Consider the following 18,937-nt stretch of genomic DNA (forward strand, 5'->3'; position numbering starts at 1 on the left):
GGCCCATGGCAGCCCTCATCGCACCGAGCATCCTGTCCGCCGACTTCGCGAACCTCGAGCGCGACCTGAACGCGATCGCCACCGCGGACTACGCGCACGTCGACGTCATGGACAACCACTTCGTGCCGAACCTCACGCTCGGGCTGCCGGTGTTCGAGCGCCTGGCGCAGGTGTCTCCCGTCCCGATCGACGCCCACCTCATGATCGAGGACCCTGACCGCTGGGCTCCGGCCTACGCGGAGGCGGGCGCGGCGTCGGTCACGTTCCACGCCGAGGCCGCTGCTGCCCCTGTGCGGCTCGCTCGCGAGCTCCGCCGCCTGGGAGCCCGCGCAGGCGTCGCGCTGCGCCCTGCGACGCCGGTGGAGCCCTTCCTGGACCTGCTGACCGAGGTGGACATGATCCTCGTCATGACGGTCGAGCCGGGCTTCGGCGGGCAGTCCTTCATCGAGGGGACGCTGCCGAAGATCCGGCGGGCGCGCGAGGCCGTGAGCGAGTCGGGTCTCGACGTGTGGATCCAGGTCGACGGGGGAGTGTCGCGGTCGACGATCGAGCGGGCCGCGGACGCGGGGGCGAACGTCTTCGTCGCCGGGTCGGCGGTCTACGGGGCGGAGAACGTGCCCGAGGAGATCCAGGCGCTGCGCGAGCTGGCGGAGGCGTCGGCGCACGCCCACTGACGTCAGGACGAGAAGGGGCCTACTACGGGCCCCTTCTTCGTTCCATGTAAAATAGTGTGCCAAGCGCACATCCTCCATCCACGAGACTGCGAGAACCTCACCACCGAGCAAGGAGAAGAGGGTGGAGCCAGCCGTCGGACGGCGAAGCTCGACAGCTCAGGGGCAGGCGGTGCTCGCGAGCGGCGACCTCGACGGGGCGGGCGGGGCCGCGTCGGACCGCCGGTCGCACCCGCGCGGGGCGCACCCGGAGTAACATCGGCGGTTGCAGAACGCAGTACGCACGAACGTGCTCCGGGGTCGGTGCAATTCCGAGCCGGCGGTGACAGTCCGCGACCCGCGCCCACGCGCGGTTGACCTGGTGGAACTCCAGGACCGACGGTGAAAGTCCGGATGGGAGGAAGCACGTGCGGCGTGGCCACGCCTCGGCGCGTGGTGCTCCGGCGACCCGCCGGCGCACCCGTCCAGGACGGTGACGGCCTCGCCGTGGTGAGCGACGCCGTCGGGCCCTCGTGGCTCGACCCGCCGCCCGCCCTCACCCCGGAGCGCCCGTGCCCGGGAGGAGGACGATGGGCGAGCACCCCCGCACCCTGACGGCCGACGCCGCGATGACGCGCGCGCTCGAGCTGGCGGCCCGAGGGCCGGCGCACGGGCCGAACCCGCGTGTCGGGTGCGTCCTGCTGGGCCCTCCGCCCGGCGCACCCTTGCCCGACGGCGCGGCGCCGGGCTCGCTCGCCCCGCACCCGCGGCCCGTGCTCGCCGAGGGGTGGCATCGTGGCGCGGGGACGCCGCACGCCGAGGCGGCGGCCCTCGCGGACGCCCGGGCGCGCGGCGTCGACGTGGCCGGCGCGACGGCGGTCGTGACGCTCGAGCCGTGCGCCCACACCGGTCGCACCGGCCCGTGCGCCGACGCCCTCGTCGCCGCGGGCGTGGCAGAGGTCGTGCTCGCCGTCGACGACCCGAACCCCGTCGCCACGGGCGGCACGCACCGGCTGCGGGCCGCGGGGGTCCGCGTCGTGCGCGGCCTGCGCGCCGCCGAGGGCGAGGAGCTCCTGCGGGTGTGGCTCACGGCCGTCCGGCGCGGCACTCCGTACGTGACGCTCAAGACGGCCACGACGCTCGACGGCTACGTCGCCGCCGCGGACGGGACGAGCCGGTGGATCACCGGGCCCGCGGCGCGCGAGCACGCGCACCGCGTGCGGGCGGAGGTGGACGCGATCGTCGTCGGCACGGGCACGCTCCTGGCCGACGACCCCGAGCTCACCGCGCGGGTGCGTGGCCACGGTCCCTCCCACGACGCGGCGCACGAGGCCGCGAGCGCCGTGCGTCTGGCGGAGCACCAGCCGTTGCGCGTGGTCGTGGGGTTGCGGGGTGTCCCGCCGGCGGCGCGGGTCCGCGGGGAGGGTGGCGAGCTGGTGCACGTGCTGACGCGGGAGGTCGGTGAGGTGCTGGAGCGGCTCGCGGAGCGCGAGGTGCGGCACGTGCTGGTGGAGGGCGGTCCGACGCTGGCGACGGCGTTCCTGGCCGCGGGTGCGGTGGACGAGCTGCACGCGTACGTGGCCCCGGTGCTGCTGGGGAGCGGGCGGCGGGCGGTGGACGGGTTGGGTGTGGCGACGATCGCCGACGCGCACCGGTTCCGCACGGTGGAGGTGAGGCGTGTCGGGGACGACGCGCTGGTGGTGTCCAGGAAGAGCACGGAAGGACGGGTGGGTTGATGTTCACGGGGATCGTGGAGGAGATCGGCAGGGTCCGGGGGATCGGGTTCCCGGGCGGCGCGGGGGAGGACGCGGTGCTCACGGTCGAGGGGCCGCTCGCGGCGTCGGACGCGGGGCTCGGTGACTCGATCGCGGTGAACGGGGTGTGCCTGACGGTCACGAGCCTCGGTGGCGACGGGTCGTTCACGGCGGACGTGATGCCGGAGTCGTTGCGTCGGACTGCGCTGGGTGACCTCGTGGCGGGGTCGCCGGTGAACCTGGAGCGGGCCGTCCGGGCGGACGCGCGGCTGGGCGGTCATGTGGTGCAGGGCCACGTGGACGGCGTCGGGACGCTCGTGAGCCGCGCGCCGGGGGAGCGGTGGGACGACCTGGTGCTCTCCGCGCCTGGGGGTCTGACGCGGTACGTGGCGGAGAAGGGCTCGATCGCGGTGAGCGGGGTGTCGTTGACGGTGACGCACGTGGACGACGAGACGTTCGGCGTCTCGCTGATCCCGACGACGCTCGAAGCGACGATCCTCGGGCGACTGGTGCCGGGCGACCGGGTGAACCTCGAGGTGGACGTGCTCGCGAAGTACGTCGAACGCCTGCTGGTGTCCGGCGTGGTCCCCGGGAGCGCGTCGTGACGGGCGCGGGGTCCGCGAGCGCCGCGGTGCCGGAGGGGTCGGAGGGCGTGCGGCTGGGGTCGGTCGAGGAGGCGTTGGCGGCGATCCGGGCGGGGCGTCCGGTGCTGGTGGCGGACTCGCCGGACCGGGAGAACGAGGCGGACGTGGTGTTCGCGGCGCAGGGGGTGTCGGCGGAGTGGGTGGCGTGGACGATCCGGCACTCGTCGGGGTACCTGTGCGCGCCGATGCCGGCGGTGCGGGCGGACGCGTTGGAGCTGCCGTTGATGGTGCCGCACAGCCAGGATCCGCGGCGGACGGCGTACACGGTGACGGTGGACGCGGCGACGGGGGTGTCGACGGGGATCTCGGCGGAGGACCGGGCGCGGACGTTGCGGGTGCTGGCGGACCCGGCGTCGGGTCCGGTGGACCTGATCCGGCCGGGTCACGTGCTGCCGTTGCGGGCGGTGCCGGGGGGTGTGCTGCATCGTGCGGGGCACACGGAGGCCGCGGTGGACCTGGTGCGGTTGGCGGGGAGGGGTGAGGTCGGGGGTATCGCGGAGCTGGTGCACGACGACGGGACGATGATGCGGCTGGGGGACGCGGCGGCGTTGGCGGAGCGTGACGGGTTGGTGCTGATCACGATCGCGGACCTGGTGGCGTGGCGGCGGGTGCACGACCCTGCGCCTGCGGTGGCCACGGAGGTGCCGGATCGGGAGGCGGTGGCGCGGCGGGTGCACCGCACGTCGTCGGCGGAGCTCCCGACGGTGCACGGCCGGTTCCGGGTGGTGGGGTACCGGGACCTGCGTACGGGGGCGGAGCACGTGGCGCTGGTCCCTGCGGTCGCCCCTGCTGGTGCGTCGGGTCGGGGTGAGGCTGGTGCGGAGGCCGCGAGCGCCGTCGGGCGGGGCGGGGTGCCGGTGGTGCGGGTGCACTCGGAGTGCTTGACGGGGGACGCGTTCGGGTCGTTGCGGTGCGACTGCGGTCCGCAGCTGGGGGCGGCGTTGGGGCGGGTCGCGGCGGAGGGGGGTGCGGTGGTGTACCTGCGGGGGCACGAGGGTCGCGGGATCGGGCTGCTGGCGAAGATCGGGGCGTACGAGCTGCAGGACGCGGGTCTGGACACGGTGCAGGCGAACCTGGAGCTGGGGTGGCCGGTGGATCGTCGGGAGTACGGGGCGGCGGCGGCGATCCTGGCGGACCTGGGGTTGTCGCGGGTGCGGTTGCTGACGAACAACCCGGCGAAGGTGACGGGTCTGGTGGCGTCGGGCATCGACGTGGTGGGGACTGAGCGGATCGAGGTGGGTCATGGGGAGCACAACCGGGCGTACCTGGTGACGAAGAAGGTGGCGATGGGTCATCTGCTGGACACGGTGGCGGTCCCGGACGGGGTCGTGCTGGGAGGGCCGGGCGACGGGTCCGGTGCCGAAGAGACGAAGGAGGACGAGGGATGAGCGGGGCGGGTGCGCCGACGGTGCGCGTGGACGGGTCGGGGCTGCGGGTGACGGTGGTCGCGGCGAGCTGGCACACGGAGGTGATGGACGGGTTGCTGGCGGGCGCGCGGCGGGCGTTGGCGGCGGCGAACGTGTCGCACGTGAGCGTGGTGCGGGTGCCGGGGTCGTTCGAGCTGCCGGTGGCGGCGGCGCGTGCGGTGGAGCACGGTGCGGACGCGGTGGTGGCGCTGGGGGTGGTGATCCGTGGGGGGACGCCGCACTTCGAGTACGTGTGCCAGGCGGCGACGTCGGGTCTGACGGACGTGAGCGTGCGCACGGGGGTGCCGGTGGGGTTCGGTGTGCTGACGTGCGACGACGAGCAGCAGGCCCTGGACCGGGCGGGCCTGGAGGGGTCGCGCGAGGACAAGGGTGCGGAGGCCGCGGAGGCGGCGGTCGCGACGGTCGTGGCGCTGCGCGACCTGTGACGGGGACGGTCGGGGCGTGCCCGCTGGGCGGACACGCCCCGGCCGGGTCCGGGTGGCGGATACCCTGGAGCCCGTGAAGACGTTCGAGTCCCTGTTCGCGGAGCTGTCCGAGAAGGCCACGACGCGACCTGCCGGTTCCGGCACGGTCGCGGAGCTGGACGCGGGCGTGCACGCGATCGGGAAGAAGGTGGTCGAGGAGGCCGCCGAGGTGTGGATGGCCGCCGAGTACGAGGGCGACGTGAAGACGGCGGAGGAGATCTCCCAGCTCCTCTACCACCTGCAGGTCCTCATGCTGGCGAAGGGTCTGAGCCTGCAGGACGTGTACGAGCATCTGTGAGCGGCCGCGCCGGTGAGCGTCCCTGCTCCCGGCCGCGAGCGCCGCTCGCCCCTCGCTCGTCCCTGCTGTTCCCCGCTCCCTGCCCGATCCCCTGAACGAAGGTCCTGTCATGCTGCGTATCGCCGTCCCCAACAAGGGGTCCCTGTCTGAGCCCGCCGTCGAGATGCTGCGCGAGGCGGGGTACCGCCAGCGTCGTGACCCGCGCGAGCTGGTGCTGGCGGACCCGGACAACGACGCCGAGTTCTTCTTCCTGCGCCCGCGCGACATCGCGGTGTACGTGGGGTCGGGCACGGTCGACGTCGGGATCACGGGTCGGGACCTGCTGCTGGACTCGGGCGCGGACGCGGTGGAGCACATGCAGCTCGGGTTCGGGGGGTCGACGTTCCGGTACGCGGCGCCGGCGGGGACGATCACGTCGTTGGAGCAGGTGCAGGGGCTGCGGGTCGCGACGTCGTACGAGGTCCTCGTGGAGGGGCACCTGCGCGCGCACGGGGTGGACGCGACGGTGGTGCACCTGGACGGTGCGGTCGAGTCGGCGGTGCAGCTCGGGGTGGCGGACGTCGTCGCGGACGTGGTCTCGACGGGCACGACGCTGCGGGGAGCGGGTCTGGAGGTGTTCGGCGACCCGATCCTGGTGTCGGAGGCGGTGCTGATCCGGCCGCGCAAGGTTGCGGAGGCGGACGTCCCGGCGGGGGTGGAGGTGCTGTCCCGTCGCCTGCAGGGGGTGCTGACGGCGCACGAGTACGTCCTCATGGACTACGACGTGCCGGTGTCGCTCGTGGACCGTGCGGTCGCGATCACGCCGGGCCTGGAGTCGCCCACGGTGTCTCCGCTGCACGACCGGGACTGGGCGGCGGTGCGGGCGATGGTGCGCCGCGACCGCACGAACCAGGTCATGGACGCCCTGTACGACGTGGGTGCGCGCGCGATCCTCGTGACCCGGATCCACGCCTCGCGCCTCTGAACCTCGGCCGCCGGTGGGTGGTCGGCGGGTGTGAGACGGTGGCGGCATGAGCACCGACCCGTTCCCCGACCCCGGCCTGCCGGGTGACCGCGACGACGACCCGTACCGCACGTTCCGGCCCCGGTTCGGCCTGGTGTCGGCCTGGGCGACGGGCGTGGTCGTCGTCGGCGGGTGCGTCGTGGTGGGGCTGTCCGCGACGGGGCCGCTCGGCACGTCGTGGGTGAACCGGCTGTCCATCGCAGCGTTCGCGCTGTTCGCGGCGTGGCTGCTGTGGCGCCTGGGCGGCGTGCACGCCGTCCCGACGCGCGAGGGCCTGCGGGTGCGCAACGTCATCTACACGCGCCGCCTCGCCTGGCCCCAGATCGTGTCGGTCCGCTTCGGCTCCGGCGACGCGTGGGTGCGTCTCGACCTCGCGGACGGGTCCACCCTCGCCGTCATGGGCATCCAACGGGCCGACGGCGCCCGGGGCGAGGAAGAGGCGCGGCGCCTCGCCGCCCTGGTGAAGGCGCACGGCGAGGCCCACGATTAAGCACCGCAGGCGCACGGCTCCCGTGCCCGCGCCACGGGTCACCCCGTACTGACGACGACGGCCCCCGGATCTCCTCGATCCGGGGGCCGTCGTCGTGCGCCGGCGGGGCTGCCGCCGGCGGAGCGGTCAGAACGCGGCGCGGTGGCGCGGCTTGCGCTCGCCCCGGTCGTCGGCACGGTCGAACCGGTCACGACGCTCGTCACGACGACCCGACGGGCCGTGCCCGGCACGCGGGCCCCGGGACGCGGGCGCGCCCTCGTCGAGACGGATGCGCAGCGCCTTGCCCGCGACCCGTGCCCGCGAGATGCGGTCCATCGTGTCCGCGTCGAGCGGCGCGGTGATGTCCACGAGCGAGAACGACGGGAAGATGTCGATCTTGCCGACGTCCGACCCGGCCAGGCCCGCCTCGTTCGTCAGCGCGCCCACGATCCCGCCGGGCATCACGCCGTCCTTGTGGCCCACCGACAGGCGGTAGCGCGTCCCGACGGCGTCGCGGCGGATGCCGCGCGTCCCGTCGCCCTCGCGCCGGCCCGACGCACGGTCGCCGCGCGACGGACGTTCGCCCGCGCGCTCCGTACGACGCGCCTTCGACTGCTCGCGCGCCGCGGCCCGCTCCGCCTCGAACCGCTCCTGCTCCTCACGGGCACGCGGCCCGTCGTCACCGACCGCGAGCGCCGCCATGGCCGCGGCGAGGTCGACCGGGTCGACGTCGTGCTCGGCGAGGAAGGTGCGCACCATGTCGGCGTACATCGACAGGCGGCCTGCCTCCTGGCGGGCGGGGACCTGCCCGAGCAGGGCCCGCACCTTGTGCGCGGACACGTCCGCGGGGGAGGGGATCTCGATCTCCTGCAGCGGGGTGCGGGTCGTGCGCTCGATCGCGCGCAGGCGCCCGCGCTCGTGCGGGGTGACGAAGCTCAGGGCCTCGCCGGTGCGGCCCGCGCGGCCGGTGCGGCCGATGCGGTGCACGTACGCCTCGGGCTCGCCCGGCAGGTCGAAGTTCACGACGAGACCGATGCGGTCCACGTCGAGGCCGCGCGCGGCGACGTCGGTCGCGACGAGGACGTCGAGCGCACCGGAGCGCAGGCGCTCCACGATCCGCTCGCGCTCCTTCTGCGCGACGTCGCCCGAGATGGTCGCGGCCGAGATGCCGCGCTCGACGAGCGCGGACCCGACCTCCTCCGCGGCGCCGCGCGTGCGGGTGAACACGATCGCGGCCTCGGCGTCGGACGTGGCGAGCACGCGCACGAGGGAGCCGGTCTTGTGGCGGAACGGCACGACGGCGTACGTCTGGCGCACGCTCGTCACCGTGGAGGACTGGCGGGCGACGGCGATCTCGACCGGGTCGCTGAGGTGCTCGTTCGCGACGCGGCGGATCGGGGCGGGCATCGTCGCGGAGAACAGCGCGACCTGACGCTCGCGCGGCGCGCGGGAGAAGATCGTGTCGACGTCCTCCGCGAAGCCCATGCGCAGCATCTCGTCGGCCTCGTCGAGCACGAGGAAGCGCACGTCGTCGAGCACGAGGGTGCCGCGCTCGATGTGGTCGATGACGCGCCCGGGCGTGCCGACGACGACCTGCGCCCCGGCCGCGAGCGCCCGCTGCTGCGGCTGGTAGGGGGAGCCGCCGTACACGGCGACGACGTCGACCTTGGGCAGGTGCGCCGCGAACGACTCGACGGCGTCGGCGACCTGCATCGCGAGCTCGCGCGTCGGGGTGAGGACGACGGCCTGCACGCGCCGCAGCGTGGGGTCGATCGCGGCGAGCAGCGGGAGGCCGAACGCGGCGGTCTTGCCGGTGCCGGTCTGCGCGACGCCGGTGATGTCGCGGCCCGCGAGGAGCGCGGGGATGGCCTCGGCCTGGATCGCGGACGGGGTGACGAACCCGAGGTCGGCGACGGCGCGCTCGAGGGGCGCGGGCAGGCCGAGGTCGGAGAACACGGGGCCGGTGGGAGCGGTCTGCTCCGCGACGGCGGGGGAGGTGTCGGTGGAGTGGTCGAGGGCGTGCGAGGGCGCGACGACGTCAGCAGTCATGAAAGGGTGAGGACCGTTCGTTTCGGGGTGTGGAGTGGCGTGCGGTCACCGGGTCGGTTCTCGCAGGTCGCACTCCCGAACACACCAGGCCGGCCACCGCCACGATCGGGGAGATCAGGGGGGTCGGCCACTCTCACGGACACACGCGGGACGAGCGACGAACTCCAAAGGTCCACCCATCGTACCGGAGCGCGCGGGTCGGCCGCGGGGCCGGGCCCGGTGACGTCCCTCACCCGCACCCGCCCCGCCGGTACCCGGCCCGCCCCGGACACCGGGCGAAGCGGGTGATTTCGGGCCCTGCGGGGCGCCGCGCCGCGAAATGAGGGCCCAGGTCACCGGGGCCGGTACGTAGGATGGTCGCGCGCGGCAGGTCGCCGCGACGGCGCGACGCGAGCACGGGGCGGTGGGTGTGACGGCAGGGCAGCAGGTCAGCTCGCGCGTCCTGACCGTCCCGAACGTCATCAGCCTCCTGCGGCTGCTCCTCGTGCCCGTGTTCGCGGTCCTCATCGTGCGCGGCGACGACGTGTGGGCCCTGGTCGTCCTCGCGGTGTCCGGGGCGTCGGACTGGCTCGACGGCGTGCTCGCGCGCCGCCTGGACCAGGTGAGCCGCCTCGGGCAGATGCTCGACCCCGCCGCCGACCGCCTCTTCATCCTCGTCACCCTCCTCGGGCTCGCGTGGCGCGACGTCGTGCCCGTGTGGCTCGTCGTCGCGATCGTCGCGCGCGACGTCCTGCTCGCGGGACTGCTGCCGCTGCTCGCCCGCCACGGCTACGGGCCGCTGCCCGTGAGCTTCGCGGGCAAGGCCGGCACGTTCGCCCTGCTGTACGCGTTCCCGCTGCTGCTCCTCGCGGAGATGCCCGGCTGGCTCGGCGACGTCGCCGCCGTCACCGGGTGGGCGTTCACCTGGTGGGGCGTGGGCCTGTACTGGCTCGCGGGCGCGCAGTACGTGCTGCAGACCCGGGCGCTCGTCCTGCGCGACCGCGCCGCCCGCACCGACCGGCCCGGGACCGCGACGAAGGAGACGCCGTGACCGACACGCGACCGGACCAGCCCGCCGCCGCGCGCCGCGCACCCGTGGACGCGTCCATGACCCTCCTCAACGAGGTCATGCACCGCCCCCTCGACCCCGGGTACGCCGCCGCGGCCGCGCGCCGCGCCGCCGGGCAGACCCCGCACCGCGGGCGCACCGGCACCGTCGCGCTCGTCGCCCTCGCCGTCGTCCTCGGCGTCGTCACCACCGCCGCCGCCGTGCAGCTGCGCGCCCCCCAGCCCGGCGTCATCGCCGCACGCGAGACCCTCGAGCAGGAGATCCTCGAACGCCAAACCACCGCCGAGGAGCTCTCCGCGCGCGGCGCAGAGCTGTCCGGCGAGATCGAGCAGCTCCAGGGCGCGGCCCTGAGCGGCGCGAGCGCCGACGTGCTCGACAGCCTCCAGGAGGAGGGCGCGCTCACCGGGACGCAGCCCGTCGAGGGCCAGGGCGTCGTCGTCACCCTCGACGACACCGGCGGCGGCCTGTCCTCCGGGGCCACCGACGCGAGCTCGCTCGTGCACGACTCCGACCTGCAGCGCGTCGTCAACGCCCTGTGGGCCGGCGGCGCCGAGGCCGTCGCGATCAACGACCAGCGCCTGACCGGCCTGTCCGCGATCCGCAGCGCCGGCGACGCCGTGCTCGTCGACCTGCAGCCCCTCGTCGGCCCCTACCGCGTCGAGGCGATCGGCGACCCCGACGCGATGCGCACCTCGCTCCTGCGGTCCGGCACGTCCGACTTCCTCCAGCTCCTCGGCACCCAGTACGGCATCCGCTCCGGCGTGACGACGCAGAGCCGCCTCGACCTGCCCGGCCGGTCCGCGCCCACGCTGTTCTTCGCGCACGCCCCGGAGACGACCGTAGACTCCGACGCACCCGCCGAGGAGACCGGCCCCGCGCCGGGTACGACCGACGGGTCCGGGACCCCATCCGCACCGCACGAGACAGGGCAGGAGATCGTCGAATGATCGCAGTCGTCGGACTGGTGGTGGGCATCGTCGCGGGCCTCGTCCTGCAACCCACCGTGCCCGTGTCGCTGCAGCCCTACCTGCCCATCGCCGTCGTCGCCGCCCTCGACGCCCTGTTCGGCGGCCTGCGCGCCCGGCTCGACGGCCTGTTCGACGACAAGGTCTTCCTCGTGTCGTTCCTGTCGAACGTCGTCGTCGCCGCCCTCATCGTGTTCCTCGGCGACCAGCTCGGGGTCGGCAGCCAGCTCTCGACCGCCGTCGTCGTCGTCCTCGGCATCCGCATCTTCTCCAACGCCGCCGCGATCCGGCGCCACATCTTCAAGGCGTGAGCATGAGCCGCGACCCCCGCGACCAGGCTCCGGGCGACCGGCCCGAGCACCCCACCACGCCCACGGACGGTGACGACGCCGCCGTCGGCACCCCCGCCGTCTCCGGCACCGAACCCGGGACCGACGACGATTCCCACGACGCCGAGCCCGCCCCGCCCCGCACCGACGACTCCGACGAGGACGCCACCACCCCCGCCGAGACCGACCCGGGCCCGGGTACGCCGTCCGGCGCGCCTCACGACGACCCGGACGACTCCGCCGCGGTCCCCGGCGACCCCACGACGCCGAGCGACGCGCCGGCCGCCGGCGACGAGACCGTCGCCACCGGCCATCCCGAGGGCGACGGCAGCACCGCGGCCGGCACGACCCCGACCGGTGCCGCACCGACCGACACGCCCGCGCCGAGCGACCCGGACACCAGCGCCCCGAGCACGACCGTGCCGAGCGACCCCGTCGTCCCGGGCGACGCCGCAGCAGCGGGGGAGCGCCCCGCACCCGACGACCGCACCGACCAGCCCGACGACGCGCGTCCCGCCCACACCGCGCCGGACCTCCCGACGCCGGGCGCGACGACCGACGCGACGTCGGACGCGACGACCACCCCGGAAGCCGCGGCGCCCGAGCAGGACGCCGAGACCGCGCCCACCGCCGAGCCGGACCCGGTCACCGGGGCCACGGCCGCCGTCGGGCGCCACGGCACCCCCACCCAGCCCGAGCCGCGCGGGCTGCGCGGCCTCGGCCGGGCGATGCGCCCGCGCGCGTCGCGCTCCCAGGTCATGGTCGGCGTCCTGTGCGCGCTGCTCGGCTTCGCGCTCGTCGTCCAGGTGAGCCAGACGCAGGAGGACCAGCTGTCCTCCCTGCGCCAGAGCGACCTCGTGCGCCTGCTCGACGACGTCACCCAGCGCTCCGGCGAGCTCGAGGAGCAGGTGTCCTCGCTCGAGGCCACGCGCGACGAGCTGCAGTCCGGCTCCGGCCGCGAGCGCGCCGCGCTCGAGCTCGCCGAGCAGCAGGCCGAGACGCTCGGCATCCTCTCGGGCCGGCTCCCCGCCGAGGGCCCGGGCGTCGAGATCGAGGTTGTCGAGGGTGCCGAGCCGCTCAAGGCGTTCGGGCTGTTCAACGTGCTGGAGGAGCTGCGCAACGCGGGCGCCGAGGCCATGGAGGTCAACGGCGTCCGCCTCGTCGCGAGCAGCTACTTCGAGGACACCTCCGACGGCGTCGTCGTCGACGGGCAGGTGATCTCGTCCCCGTACCGGTGGACCGCGATCGGCGACCCGTCGACGCTCGAGACCGCGCTCGAGATCCCCGGCGGCGCCATGGCCTCCCTGCGCGCCGACGGCGCGCGCACCACCGTCACCCAGCAGGACCGGGCCGAGGTCACCGCGACCGTCGAGCCCCGCGCACCCCGGTACGCGACCCCCGTCCCCGCCGACGAGTGAACCGGCTTCCCGCAGGCCCACGGGCCGGGGTAGGTTGGGACGACCGAGGGTCGCACGCACCGCGTGACCTGCAGGTGTAGTAGTTTTCGAGCACCAGTTTCCCGCACCCCGGGGGGCTCGTCCCCCGGTGCGGTTTCCGAGCTCGAGCACGACGTGCGTGAGCCCCGAGGAGGCGTGATGAGTGTCCCAGGCGGTCCTGAGGTGCCGAACCGGGCGACCAGCGACACGACGGTCAGCTTCGGCCGGATCGAGGCCCCGATCGAGGAGGGTGTGCAGCCCGGGGGCCTGAGCCCCGAGGAGCACGCCGCCGTCGCCGCCCTGCCCCGCCACTCGGCCCTGCTCATCATGCAGCGCGGCCCCGGCCAGGGCTCGCGCTTCCTCCTCGACGCCGAACGCACCGTCGCCGGGCGCTCCGAGCACGCCGACATCTTCCTCGACGACGTCACCGTGTCGCGCAAGCACGCCGAGTTCGTGCGCGAGGGCGAGCACTTCGTCGTGCGCGACGTCGGGTCCCTCAACGGCACCTACGTGAACCGCAGCCGGATCGACGCGGTCGCGCTCGGCACGGGCGACGAGGTCCAGATCGGCAAGTACCGGCTCACGTTCCACGCCAGCCCGCACGCGGCGGCGTCGGCGGGCGGCGCGGCCTCCCCGTCGTGAACATGTCGACCGGCGCCGCGCACGCCACGGCCCCGGAGCCCGCGGACGGGTCCGAACCGTGGCCCCAGGGAATCTCGCGCCGCGCGACCATGCGCATCTCCGACGTGCTGCGCGCGCTGCGGGCCGAGTTCCCCCACGTCAGCCACTCCAAGCTGCGCTTCCTCGAGGAGCAGGGCCTCATCGAGCCGGTGCGGACCGCGTCGGGCTACCGCCAGTACAGCCCCGCCGACGTCGAGCGCCTGCGCTTCGTGCTCGTCGAGCAGCGGGACCGCTACCTGCCGCTGAAGGTCATCAAGGACCGCCTCGCCGCGCTCGACGCCGGGACCGACGCCGAGACGCTCGCCCCCCGCCTCGCGACCACCGACGGCGAGCCCGGGTCGGCCGCCGTCCGCCAGCGCTACACCGTCGACGCGCTCGTCTCCGCCGCCGGGGTCGAGCGCGAGCTCGTCGAGGGCCTCATCGAGGCCGGCGTGCTCCGCCAGGCGCCGGGCGGGCAGCTCGACGCGCGCTCGCTCGACGTCGTCGTGCTCGCCGCCGGCCTCGCGGACTACGGCATCGAGCCCCGCCACCTGCGCTCCCTGCGCACCGCGGCCGACCGCCACGTGAGCCTCGTGCAGCAGGTCGTCTCGCCGTGGCGCGGCCAGCAGAGCCCGTCCGCGCGCGCCCACGCCGGCACCGTCGCGTCCGAGGTCGGCGAGCTGTGCGCGCAGCTGCACACCGTGTTCGTTCGCCAGGGCGTCGACGACCTCACCCGCTGACGCCCGCCACGCACCCCGCCGCACCTCCCGCGACGCCCTCCGCGTGTCGCGCGCACGCCCGGTGCGCACCCCCTGCCGGATGCCGGGCGGAGTCGTACGGTGGTGGAGTGAGCGACGACGTCCCGATGGTCCCGGTGGAGGTGCTGGGGGTCCGTCAGCAGCAGCGCGACCAGGAGATCGTGGTGCTGCTGCTCGACGACGCGTCCGAGCTCGTGGTGCCGATCGTCATCGGCCCGCGGGAGGCGAGCGCGATCGCCATGGCGCAGGCAGGGCTGCCCACGCCGCGGCCCATGACGCACGACCTGCTGCGGGACCTGCTCGACGCGGTGGGCGTGCGCCTCGAGCGGGCGGAGATCGTCGCCCTCGACGGCGGCATCTTCTTCGCCGAGCTCGTGCTCAGCAACGGCGTGCGGCTCGACTCGCGCGCGTCGGACGCGATCGCCGTCGCGGTGCGCACCGGGAGCCCGGTGCTGTGCTCGGCGGAGGTCGTGGCGACGGCGGGCGTCGAGGTCGTCGACGTCGCGCAGCAGGAGGAGGTCGAGAAGTTCCGCGACTTCCTCGACCACGTCCAGCCCGAGGACTTCTCGGTGGACGAGTAGGAGCGGTCCCGGTGCGCGGCGGCCCGACCCTCGGGTCGCGGTCGAGGCTTCGGGACACACCGGACAAGACAGACCTTCGACCTCAGGTCGAGGGTTCAGCGGTCGACGCGACGACGTGGCGGGCGCGACACGCCCGCACGCCCGGGGCGTCGGTCGTTGACGGCCCCCGACGGCGCCCATAGTTTGGTCGTGACATCACCCCAGGAGGCGACAGTGAACAGCAGCGGTGAGGCGAGCGTCGGTGTCGGCGCGGCAGTTCCGCAGGGCGCGCAGGGCCTCCTCTTCGGGGAGGACATCACCGAGCAGGACACCACGACCGGCTACCGCGGCCCGACGGCGTGCCGCGCGGCAGGCATCACGTACCGCCAGCTCGACTACTGGGCCCGCACCGGTCTGGTCGAGCCCACCGTCCGCCCGGCGTCCGGGTCGGGCTCGCACCGCCTGTACAGCTTCCGCGACATCCTCGTGCTCAAGGTCGTCAAGCGCCTGCTCGATACCGGGGTGTCGCTCCAGCAGATCCGCACGGCCGTCGAGCACCTGCGCGAGCGCGGCGTGGACGACCTGGCGCAGATCACCCTCATGAGCGACGGCGCGAGCGTCTACGAGTGCACCTCGCCCGACGAGGTCGTGGACCTCGTCCAGGGCGGCCAGGGCGTGTTCGGGATCGCCGTCGGGCGCGTGTGGCGCGAGGTCGAGGGCACGCTCGCCGAGCTGCCGACCGAGTCCCTCGAGGACGAGGACGGCACCGCGACGAGCCCGCAGGACGAGCTCGCCCAGCGCCGTCAGGCCCGCACCGCGGGCTGACCCCTCGCCCGGCCGGACCGCGGGCGGACCGTCCGCGAGCGCCGGGGCACCCCCGCGAGGCGTGTGGACCTCGTCACAGCGGGTGCGGTGACCCGTCCGGCGACGCCGTGGGAGGATCGCCCGGTACGCGGTGCGTGGCGCCCTCCCCGGCCCGACGACGCCGCCACGCTCGACGGATGGAGTGCCGGTGTTCTCGAAGGTCCTGGTCGCCAACCGCGCGGAGATCGCCGTCAGGGCGTTCCGCGCCGCCTACGAGCTGGGGGCCCGCACCGTCGCGGTGTTCCCGCAGGAGGACCGCAACTCCGAGCACCGGCTCAAGGCCGACGAGGCGTACCTCATCGGGGAGCCCGGCCACCCGGTGCGGGCGTACCTGGACATCGAGGAGATCGTGCGCGTCGCCCGGGAGGCGGGCGCGGACGCCGTCTACCCCGGGTACGGGTTCCTCTCGGAGAACCCCGACCTGGCGCGGGCGTGCGCGGAGGCGGGGCTGACGTTCGTCGGGCCGCCGCCGGAGGTGCTCGAGCTCGCCGGCAACAAGGTGCGGGCGCTCAAGGCGGCGCGCGAGGCGGGCCTGCCGGTGCTCGCGTCGAGCGAGCCGTCGGCGGACGTCGACGAGCTCGTCGCGGCCGCGGACGAGATCGGGTTCCCGGTGTTCGTCAAGGCGGTCGCGGGCGGTGGCGGTCGCGGGATGCGGCGCGTCGACGTGCGCGAGGACCTGCCCGAGGCGCTGGCTGCGGCGATGCGCGAGGCGGACGGCGCGTTCGGGGACCCGACGGTGTTCCTGGAGCAGGCGGTGCTGCGGCCGCGGCACATCGAGGTGCAGATCCTGGCGGACGGTGCGGGGAACGTCGTGCACCTGTACGAGCGGGACTGCTCGTTGCAGCGTCGTCACCAGAAGGTCATCGAGATCGCGCCGGCGCCGAACCTCGACCCGGCGGTCCGGGACGCGCTGTGCGCGGACGCGGTGCGGTTCGCGCGGCACATCGGGTACCAGAACGCGGGCACCGTCGAGTTCCTCGTCGACACGGTGGGCGAGCGTGCGGGGCAGCACGTGTTCATCGAGATGAACCCGCGCATCCAGGTGGAGCACACGGTGACCGAGGAGGTCACGGACGTCGACCTCGTGTCCGCGCAGATGCGGATCGCGGCAGGCGAGACGCTGGAGGACCTGGGCATCCGGCAGGAGGACGTGCGCGTCAACGGCGCGGCCCTGCAGACCCGGATCACGACGGAGGACCCGGCGAACGGGTTCCGTCCCGACACGGGCCGGATCATCGCCTACCGGTCCCCGGGCGGGGCGGGCGTCCGGCTCGACGGGGCGACGGCGACGGCGGGGTCGGTCGTGTCGGGCCACTTCGACTCGATGCTGGTGAAGCTCACGTGCCGGGGGCGGGACTTCCCGACGGCGGTGCGGCGCGCGCGTCGTGCGCTGGCGGAGTTCCGCATCCGCGGCATCCGGACGAACATCCCGTTCCTGCAGGCGGTCCTCGCCGACCCGGAGTTCGTCGCGGGCAACGTGGCGACGTCGTTCATCGACGAGCGGCCCGAGCTGCTCGCCGCACGCGAGAGCGCCGACCGGGGCACGCGCCTGCTCGCGTACGTGGGGGACACCACCGTCAACCGGCCGCACGGGGAGCCGCGGGTCACGAGCGACCCGGCGGCGAAGCTGCCGCCGTTCGACCTGACGGTCGCGCCCCCGCCCGGGTCGCGCCAGCAGCTCCTCGAGCTCGGACCAGAGGGGTTCGCGCGGGCGCTGCGGGGCGAGCAGCGGCTGCGCGTCACGGACACGACGTTCCGCGACGCGCACCAGTCGCTGCTCGCGACGCGCGTGCGCACGCACGACCTGGCGGCCGTCGCGCCGTACGTGGCGCGGGCGACGCCGCAGCTGTGGTCGGTCGAGGCGTGGGGCGGGGCGACGTACGACGTCGCGCTGCGCTTCCTCGGAGAGGACCCGTGGGAGCGGCTCGCGACCCTGCGTGCCGCGATGCCGAACCTCGCGATCCAGATGCTCCTGCGCGGGCGCAACACGGTCGGGTACACGCCGTACCCGACGCGCGTCACGGAGGCGTTCGTCGAGGAGGCCGCGGCGACGGGCATCGACGTGTTCCGCATCTTCGACGCGCTCAACGATGTCGACCAGATGCGTCCCGCGATCGAGGCCGTGCGCGCGACCGGCACGACGGTCGCGGAGGTCGCGCTGTGCTACACGGGCAACCTGCTCGACCCGGCCGAGGACCTGTACACGCTCGACTACTACCTGCGCCTCGCGGACCGCATCGTCGACGCCGGTGCGCACGTCCTCGCGATCAAGGACATGGCCGGGCTGCTGCGCCCCGCCGCCGCGAGCCGGCTCGTGACCGCGCTGCGCGAGCGGTTCGACCTGCCCGTGCACCTGCACACCCACGACACGTCCGGCGGGCAGATGGCCACGCTGCTCGCCGCCGCCGCGGCGGGCGTCGACGCGGTCGACGCCGCGAGCGCCGCGATGGCGGGGACGACGAGCCAGCCGCCGCTGTCGGCGCTGGTCGCCGCGCTGGAGCACACCGAGCGCGACACCGGGCTGTCGCTGGCGGCGGTCGCGGACCTCGAGCCGTACTGGGAGGCGGTGCGCCGCGTGTATGCGCCGTTCGAGTCGGGTCTGCCCGGTCCGACGGGGCGCGTGTACGAGCACGAGATCCCGGGAGGTCAGCTGTCGAACCTGCGTCAGCAGGCGATCGCGCTGGGCCTGGGGGACCGGTTCGAGCAGATCGAGGCGATGTACGCGGCCGCGGACCGGATCCTCGGGCGGCTGGTGAAGGTGACGCCGTCGTCGAAGGTCGTGGGCGACCTCGCGCTGCACCTCGTGGCGGCGGGCGCAGACCCGGCGGAGTTCGCGGCGGACCCGCAGTCGTTCGACATCCCGGACTCCGTGGTCGGGTTCCTGGGCGGCGAGCTGGGCGACCCGCCCGGTGGCTGGCCGGAGCCGTTCCGGTCGCGTGCGCTCGCCGGCCGTGCGGCGCGGGCCGGGGTCACGCCGCTCTCGGCCGAGGACGAGGCGGAGCTCGCGCAGGAGGGCGAGGTGCGCCGTCGTCGGCTCAACCACCTGCTCTTCGCGGGGCCGACGAAGGAGTTCGAGCAGGTGCGCCAGGCGTACGGCGACGTGTCGGTGCTCGACACCCCCACGTACCTGTACGGGCTGGAGCCGGGCCAGGAGGTCGCGGTCGGGCTCGGCAAGGGCGTGCGTCTGCTCGTGGGCCTCGAGGCGATCGGCACGCCCGACGAGCGCGGGATGCGCACGGTGATGTTCACCCTCAACGGCCAGCTGCGCCCGATCCAGGTGCGCGACCGCGCGGTGGATGTGGACGCGCGCACCGCCGAGAAGGCGGACCCGACCCAGCCGGGCCAGGTCGCGGCGCCGTTCGCGGGTGCGGTGACGCCGGTCGTCGTCGTGGGCGACGTCGTCGAGGCGGGGCAGACGGTCGCGACCGTCGAGGCGATGAAGATGGAGGCGGCGATCACGACGCCCGTCGCGGGCACGGTCCAGCGGGTCGCGATCGGCGCGGTGCAGCAGCTGGAGGGCGGCGACCTCGTCCTCGTGGTGGGCTGAGGGGCCGGCCCC

Annotated in this window: 18 protein-coding genes and 1 riboswitch; of the genes, 17 read left to right on the forward strand and 1 reads right to left on the reverse strand. The window is 74.7% G+C overall.

What is annotated here, in order from left to right:
• Window positions 1-5 precede the first annotated feature (5 nt).
• The 8 genes from rpe to B9L22_RS10895 all read left to right on the forward strand — a co-directional run bounded on the left by rpe (window position 6) and on the right by B9L22_RS10895 (window position 6,730).
• Window positions 6-674 (forward strand): ribulose-phosphate 3-epimerase, encoded by a 669-nt coding sequence (gene rpe, locus B9L22_RS10860; protein ID WP_009863278.1) that lies wholly within the window; start codon window positions 6-8, stop codon window positions 672-674.
• Window positions 675-956: 282 nt separating this feature from the next.
• A riboswitch (FMN riboswitch) is annotated at window positions 957-1,082 on the forward strand.
• Window positions 1,083-1,240: 158 nt separating this feature from the next.
• Window positions 1,241-2,386, forward strand: a complete 1,146-nt coding sequence (gene ribD, locus B9L22_RS10865; RefSeq protein ID WP_233140007.1) for a bifunctional diaminohydroxyphosphoribosylaminopyrimidine deaminase/5-amino-6-(5-phosphoribosylamino)uracil reductase RibD — start codon at window positions 1,241-1,243, stop codon at window positions 2,384-2,386.
• Entirely contained in the window at window positions 2,386-3,009 is a 624-nt protein-coding gene (locus B9L22_RS10870) for a riboflavin synthase (protein ID WP_086150386.1), read from the forward strand. Before ribD ends, B9L22_RS10870 begins: the two co-directional genes overlap by 1 nt.
• On the forward strand, window positions 3,006-4,436 hold the full coding sequence (gene ribB / locus B9L22_RS10875; protein WP_233140009.1) for a 3,4-dihydroxy-2-butanone-4-phosphate synthase: 1,431 nt from the start codon (window positions 3,006-3,008) through the stop codon (window positions 4,434-4,436). The genes B9L22_RS10870 and ribB overlap by 4 nt, the downstream gene beginning before the upstream one ends.
• Window positions 4,433-4,900 carry a 6,7-dimethyl-8-ribityllumazine synthase gene (ribH, locus tag B9L22_RS10880; RefSeq protein ID WP_043651624.1) on the forward strand — a complete coding sequence of 156 codons (468 nt, stop codon included), beginning with the start codon at window positions 4,433-4,435 and terminating at the stop codon, window positions 4,898-4,900. Before ribB ends, ribH begins: the two co-directional genes overlap by 4 nt.
• 73 nt (window positions 4,901-4,973) lie before the next feature.
• On the forward strand, window positions 4,974-5,237 hold the full coding sequence (locus B9L22_RS10885) for a phosphoribosyl-ATP diphosphatase (RefSeq protein ID WP_024839663.1): 264 nt from the start codon (window positions 4,974-4,976) through the stop codon (window positions 5,235-5,237).
• Between the two features lie 109 nt (window positions 5,238-5,346).
• Entirely contained in the window at window positions 5,347-6,201 is an 855-nt protein-coding gene (gene hisG, locus B9L22_RS10890; RefSeq protein ID WP_086150387.1) for an ATP phosphoribosyltransferase, read from the forward strand.
• Between the two features lie 46 nt (window positions 6,202-6,247).
• Window positions 6,248-6,730, forward strand: a complete 483-nt coding sequence (locus B9L22_RS10895) for a PH domain-containing protein (protein WP_086150388.1) — start codon at window positions 6,248-6,250, stop codon at window positions 6,728-6,730.
• 126 nt (window positions 6,731-6,856) lie between these two features.
• Here B9L22_RS10895 and B9L22_RS10900 read toward each other — a convergent pair whose 3' ends face one another.
• Window positions 6,857-8,758 carry a DEAD/DEAH box helicase gene (locus tag B9L22_RS10900; protein ID WP_086150389.1) on the reverse strand — a complete coding sequence of 634 codons (1,902 nt, stop codon included), beginning with the start codon at window positions 8,756-8,758 and terminating at the stop codon, window positions 6,857-6,859.
• A gap of 409 nt (window positions 8,759-9,167) precedes the next feature.
• Here B9L22_RS10900 and B9L22_RS10905 point away from each other — a divergent pair, with 409 nt between their 5' ends.
• The 9 genes from B9L22_RS10905 (at window position 9,168) to B9L22_RS10945 (ending at window position 18,925) form a co-directional block, all read left to right on the forward strand.
• Window positions 9,168-9,788, forward strand: a complete 621-nt coding sequence (locus B9L22_RS10905) for a CDP-alcohol phosphatidyltransferase family protein (protein ID WP_034656174.1) — start codon at window positions 9,168-9,170, stop codon at window positions 9,786-9,788.
• Complete coding sequence (locus B9L22_RS10910) at window positions 9,785-10,753, forward strand: DUF881 domain-containing protein (protein ID WP_233140010.1); 969 nt, start codon at window positions 9,785-9,787, stop codon at window positions 10,751-10,753. The genes B9L22_RS10905 and B9L22_RS10910 overlap by 4 nt, the downstream gene beginning before the upstream one ends.
• Complete coding sequence (locus B9L22_RS10915; protein WP_021483549.1) at window positions 10,750-11,082, forward strand: small basic family protein; 333 nt, start codon at window positions 10,750-10,752, stop codon at window positions 11,080-11,082. Before B9L22_RS10910 ends, B9L22_RS10915 begins: the two co-directional genes overlap by 4 nt.
• A gap of 2 nt (window positions 11,083-11,084) precedes the next feature.
• Complete coding sequence (locus B9L22_RS10920) at window positions 11,085-12,518, forward strand: DUF881 domain-containing protein (protein WP_086150390.1); 1,434 nt, start codon at window positions 11,085-11,087, stop codon at window positions 12,516-12,518.
• 177 nt (window positions 12,519-12,695) lie between these two features.
• Entirely contained in the window at window positions 12,696-13,178 is a 483-nt protein-coding gene (locus B9L22_RS10925) for an FHA domain-containing protein (RefSeq protein ID WP_021483194.1), read from the forward strand.
• 2 nt (window positions 13,179-13,180) lie between these two features.
• A complete protein-coding gene (locus B9L22_RS10930; protein ID WP_086150391.1) occupies window positions 13,181-13,936 on the forward strand; it encodes a MerR family transcriptional regulator in 756 nt (251 codons plus the stop codon).
• Window positions 13,937-14,061: 125 nt separating this feature from the next.
• Window positions 14,062-14,535, forward strand: a complete 474-nt coding sequence (locus B9L22_RS10935; RefSeq protein WP_024839673.1) for a bifunctional nuclease family protein — start codon at window positions 14,062-14,064, stop codon at window positions 14,533-14,535.
• A gap of 213 nt (window positions 14,536-14,748) precedes the next feature.
• Window positions 14,749-15,339, forward strand: coding sequence for a MerR family transcriptional regulator (locus B9L22_RS10940; RefSeq protein ID WP_021482353.1), 591 nt, complete (start codon window positions 14,749-14,751; stop codon window positions 15,337-15,339).
• 187 nt (window positions 15,340-15,526) lie between these two features.
• Window positions 15,527-18,925, forward strand: a complete 3,399-nt coding sequence (locus B9L22_RS10945; RefSeq protein WP_086150661.1) for a pyruvate carboxylase — start codon at window positions 15,527-15,529, stop codon at window positions 18,923-18,925.
• The last annotated feature ends 12 nt before the right edge of the window (window positions 18,926-18,937 follow it).

Origin of the sequence: Cellulosimicrobium sp. KWT-B, from assembly GCF_002127155.1 — a bacterium.
GTDB classification, from domain to species: Bacteria; Actinomycetota; Actinomycetes; order Actinomycetales; family Cellulomonadaceae; genus Cellulosimicrobium; species Cellulosimicrobium funkei.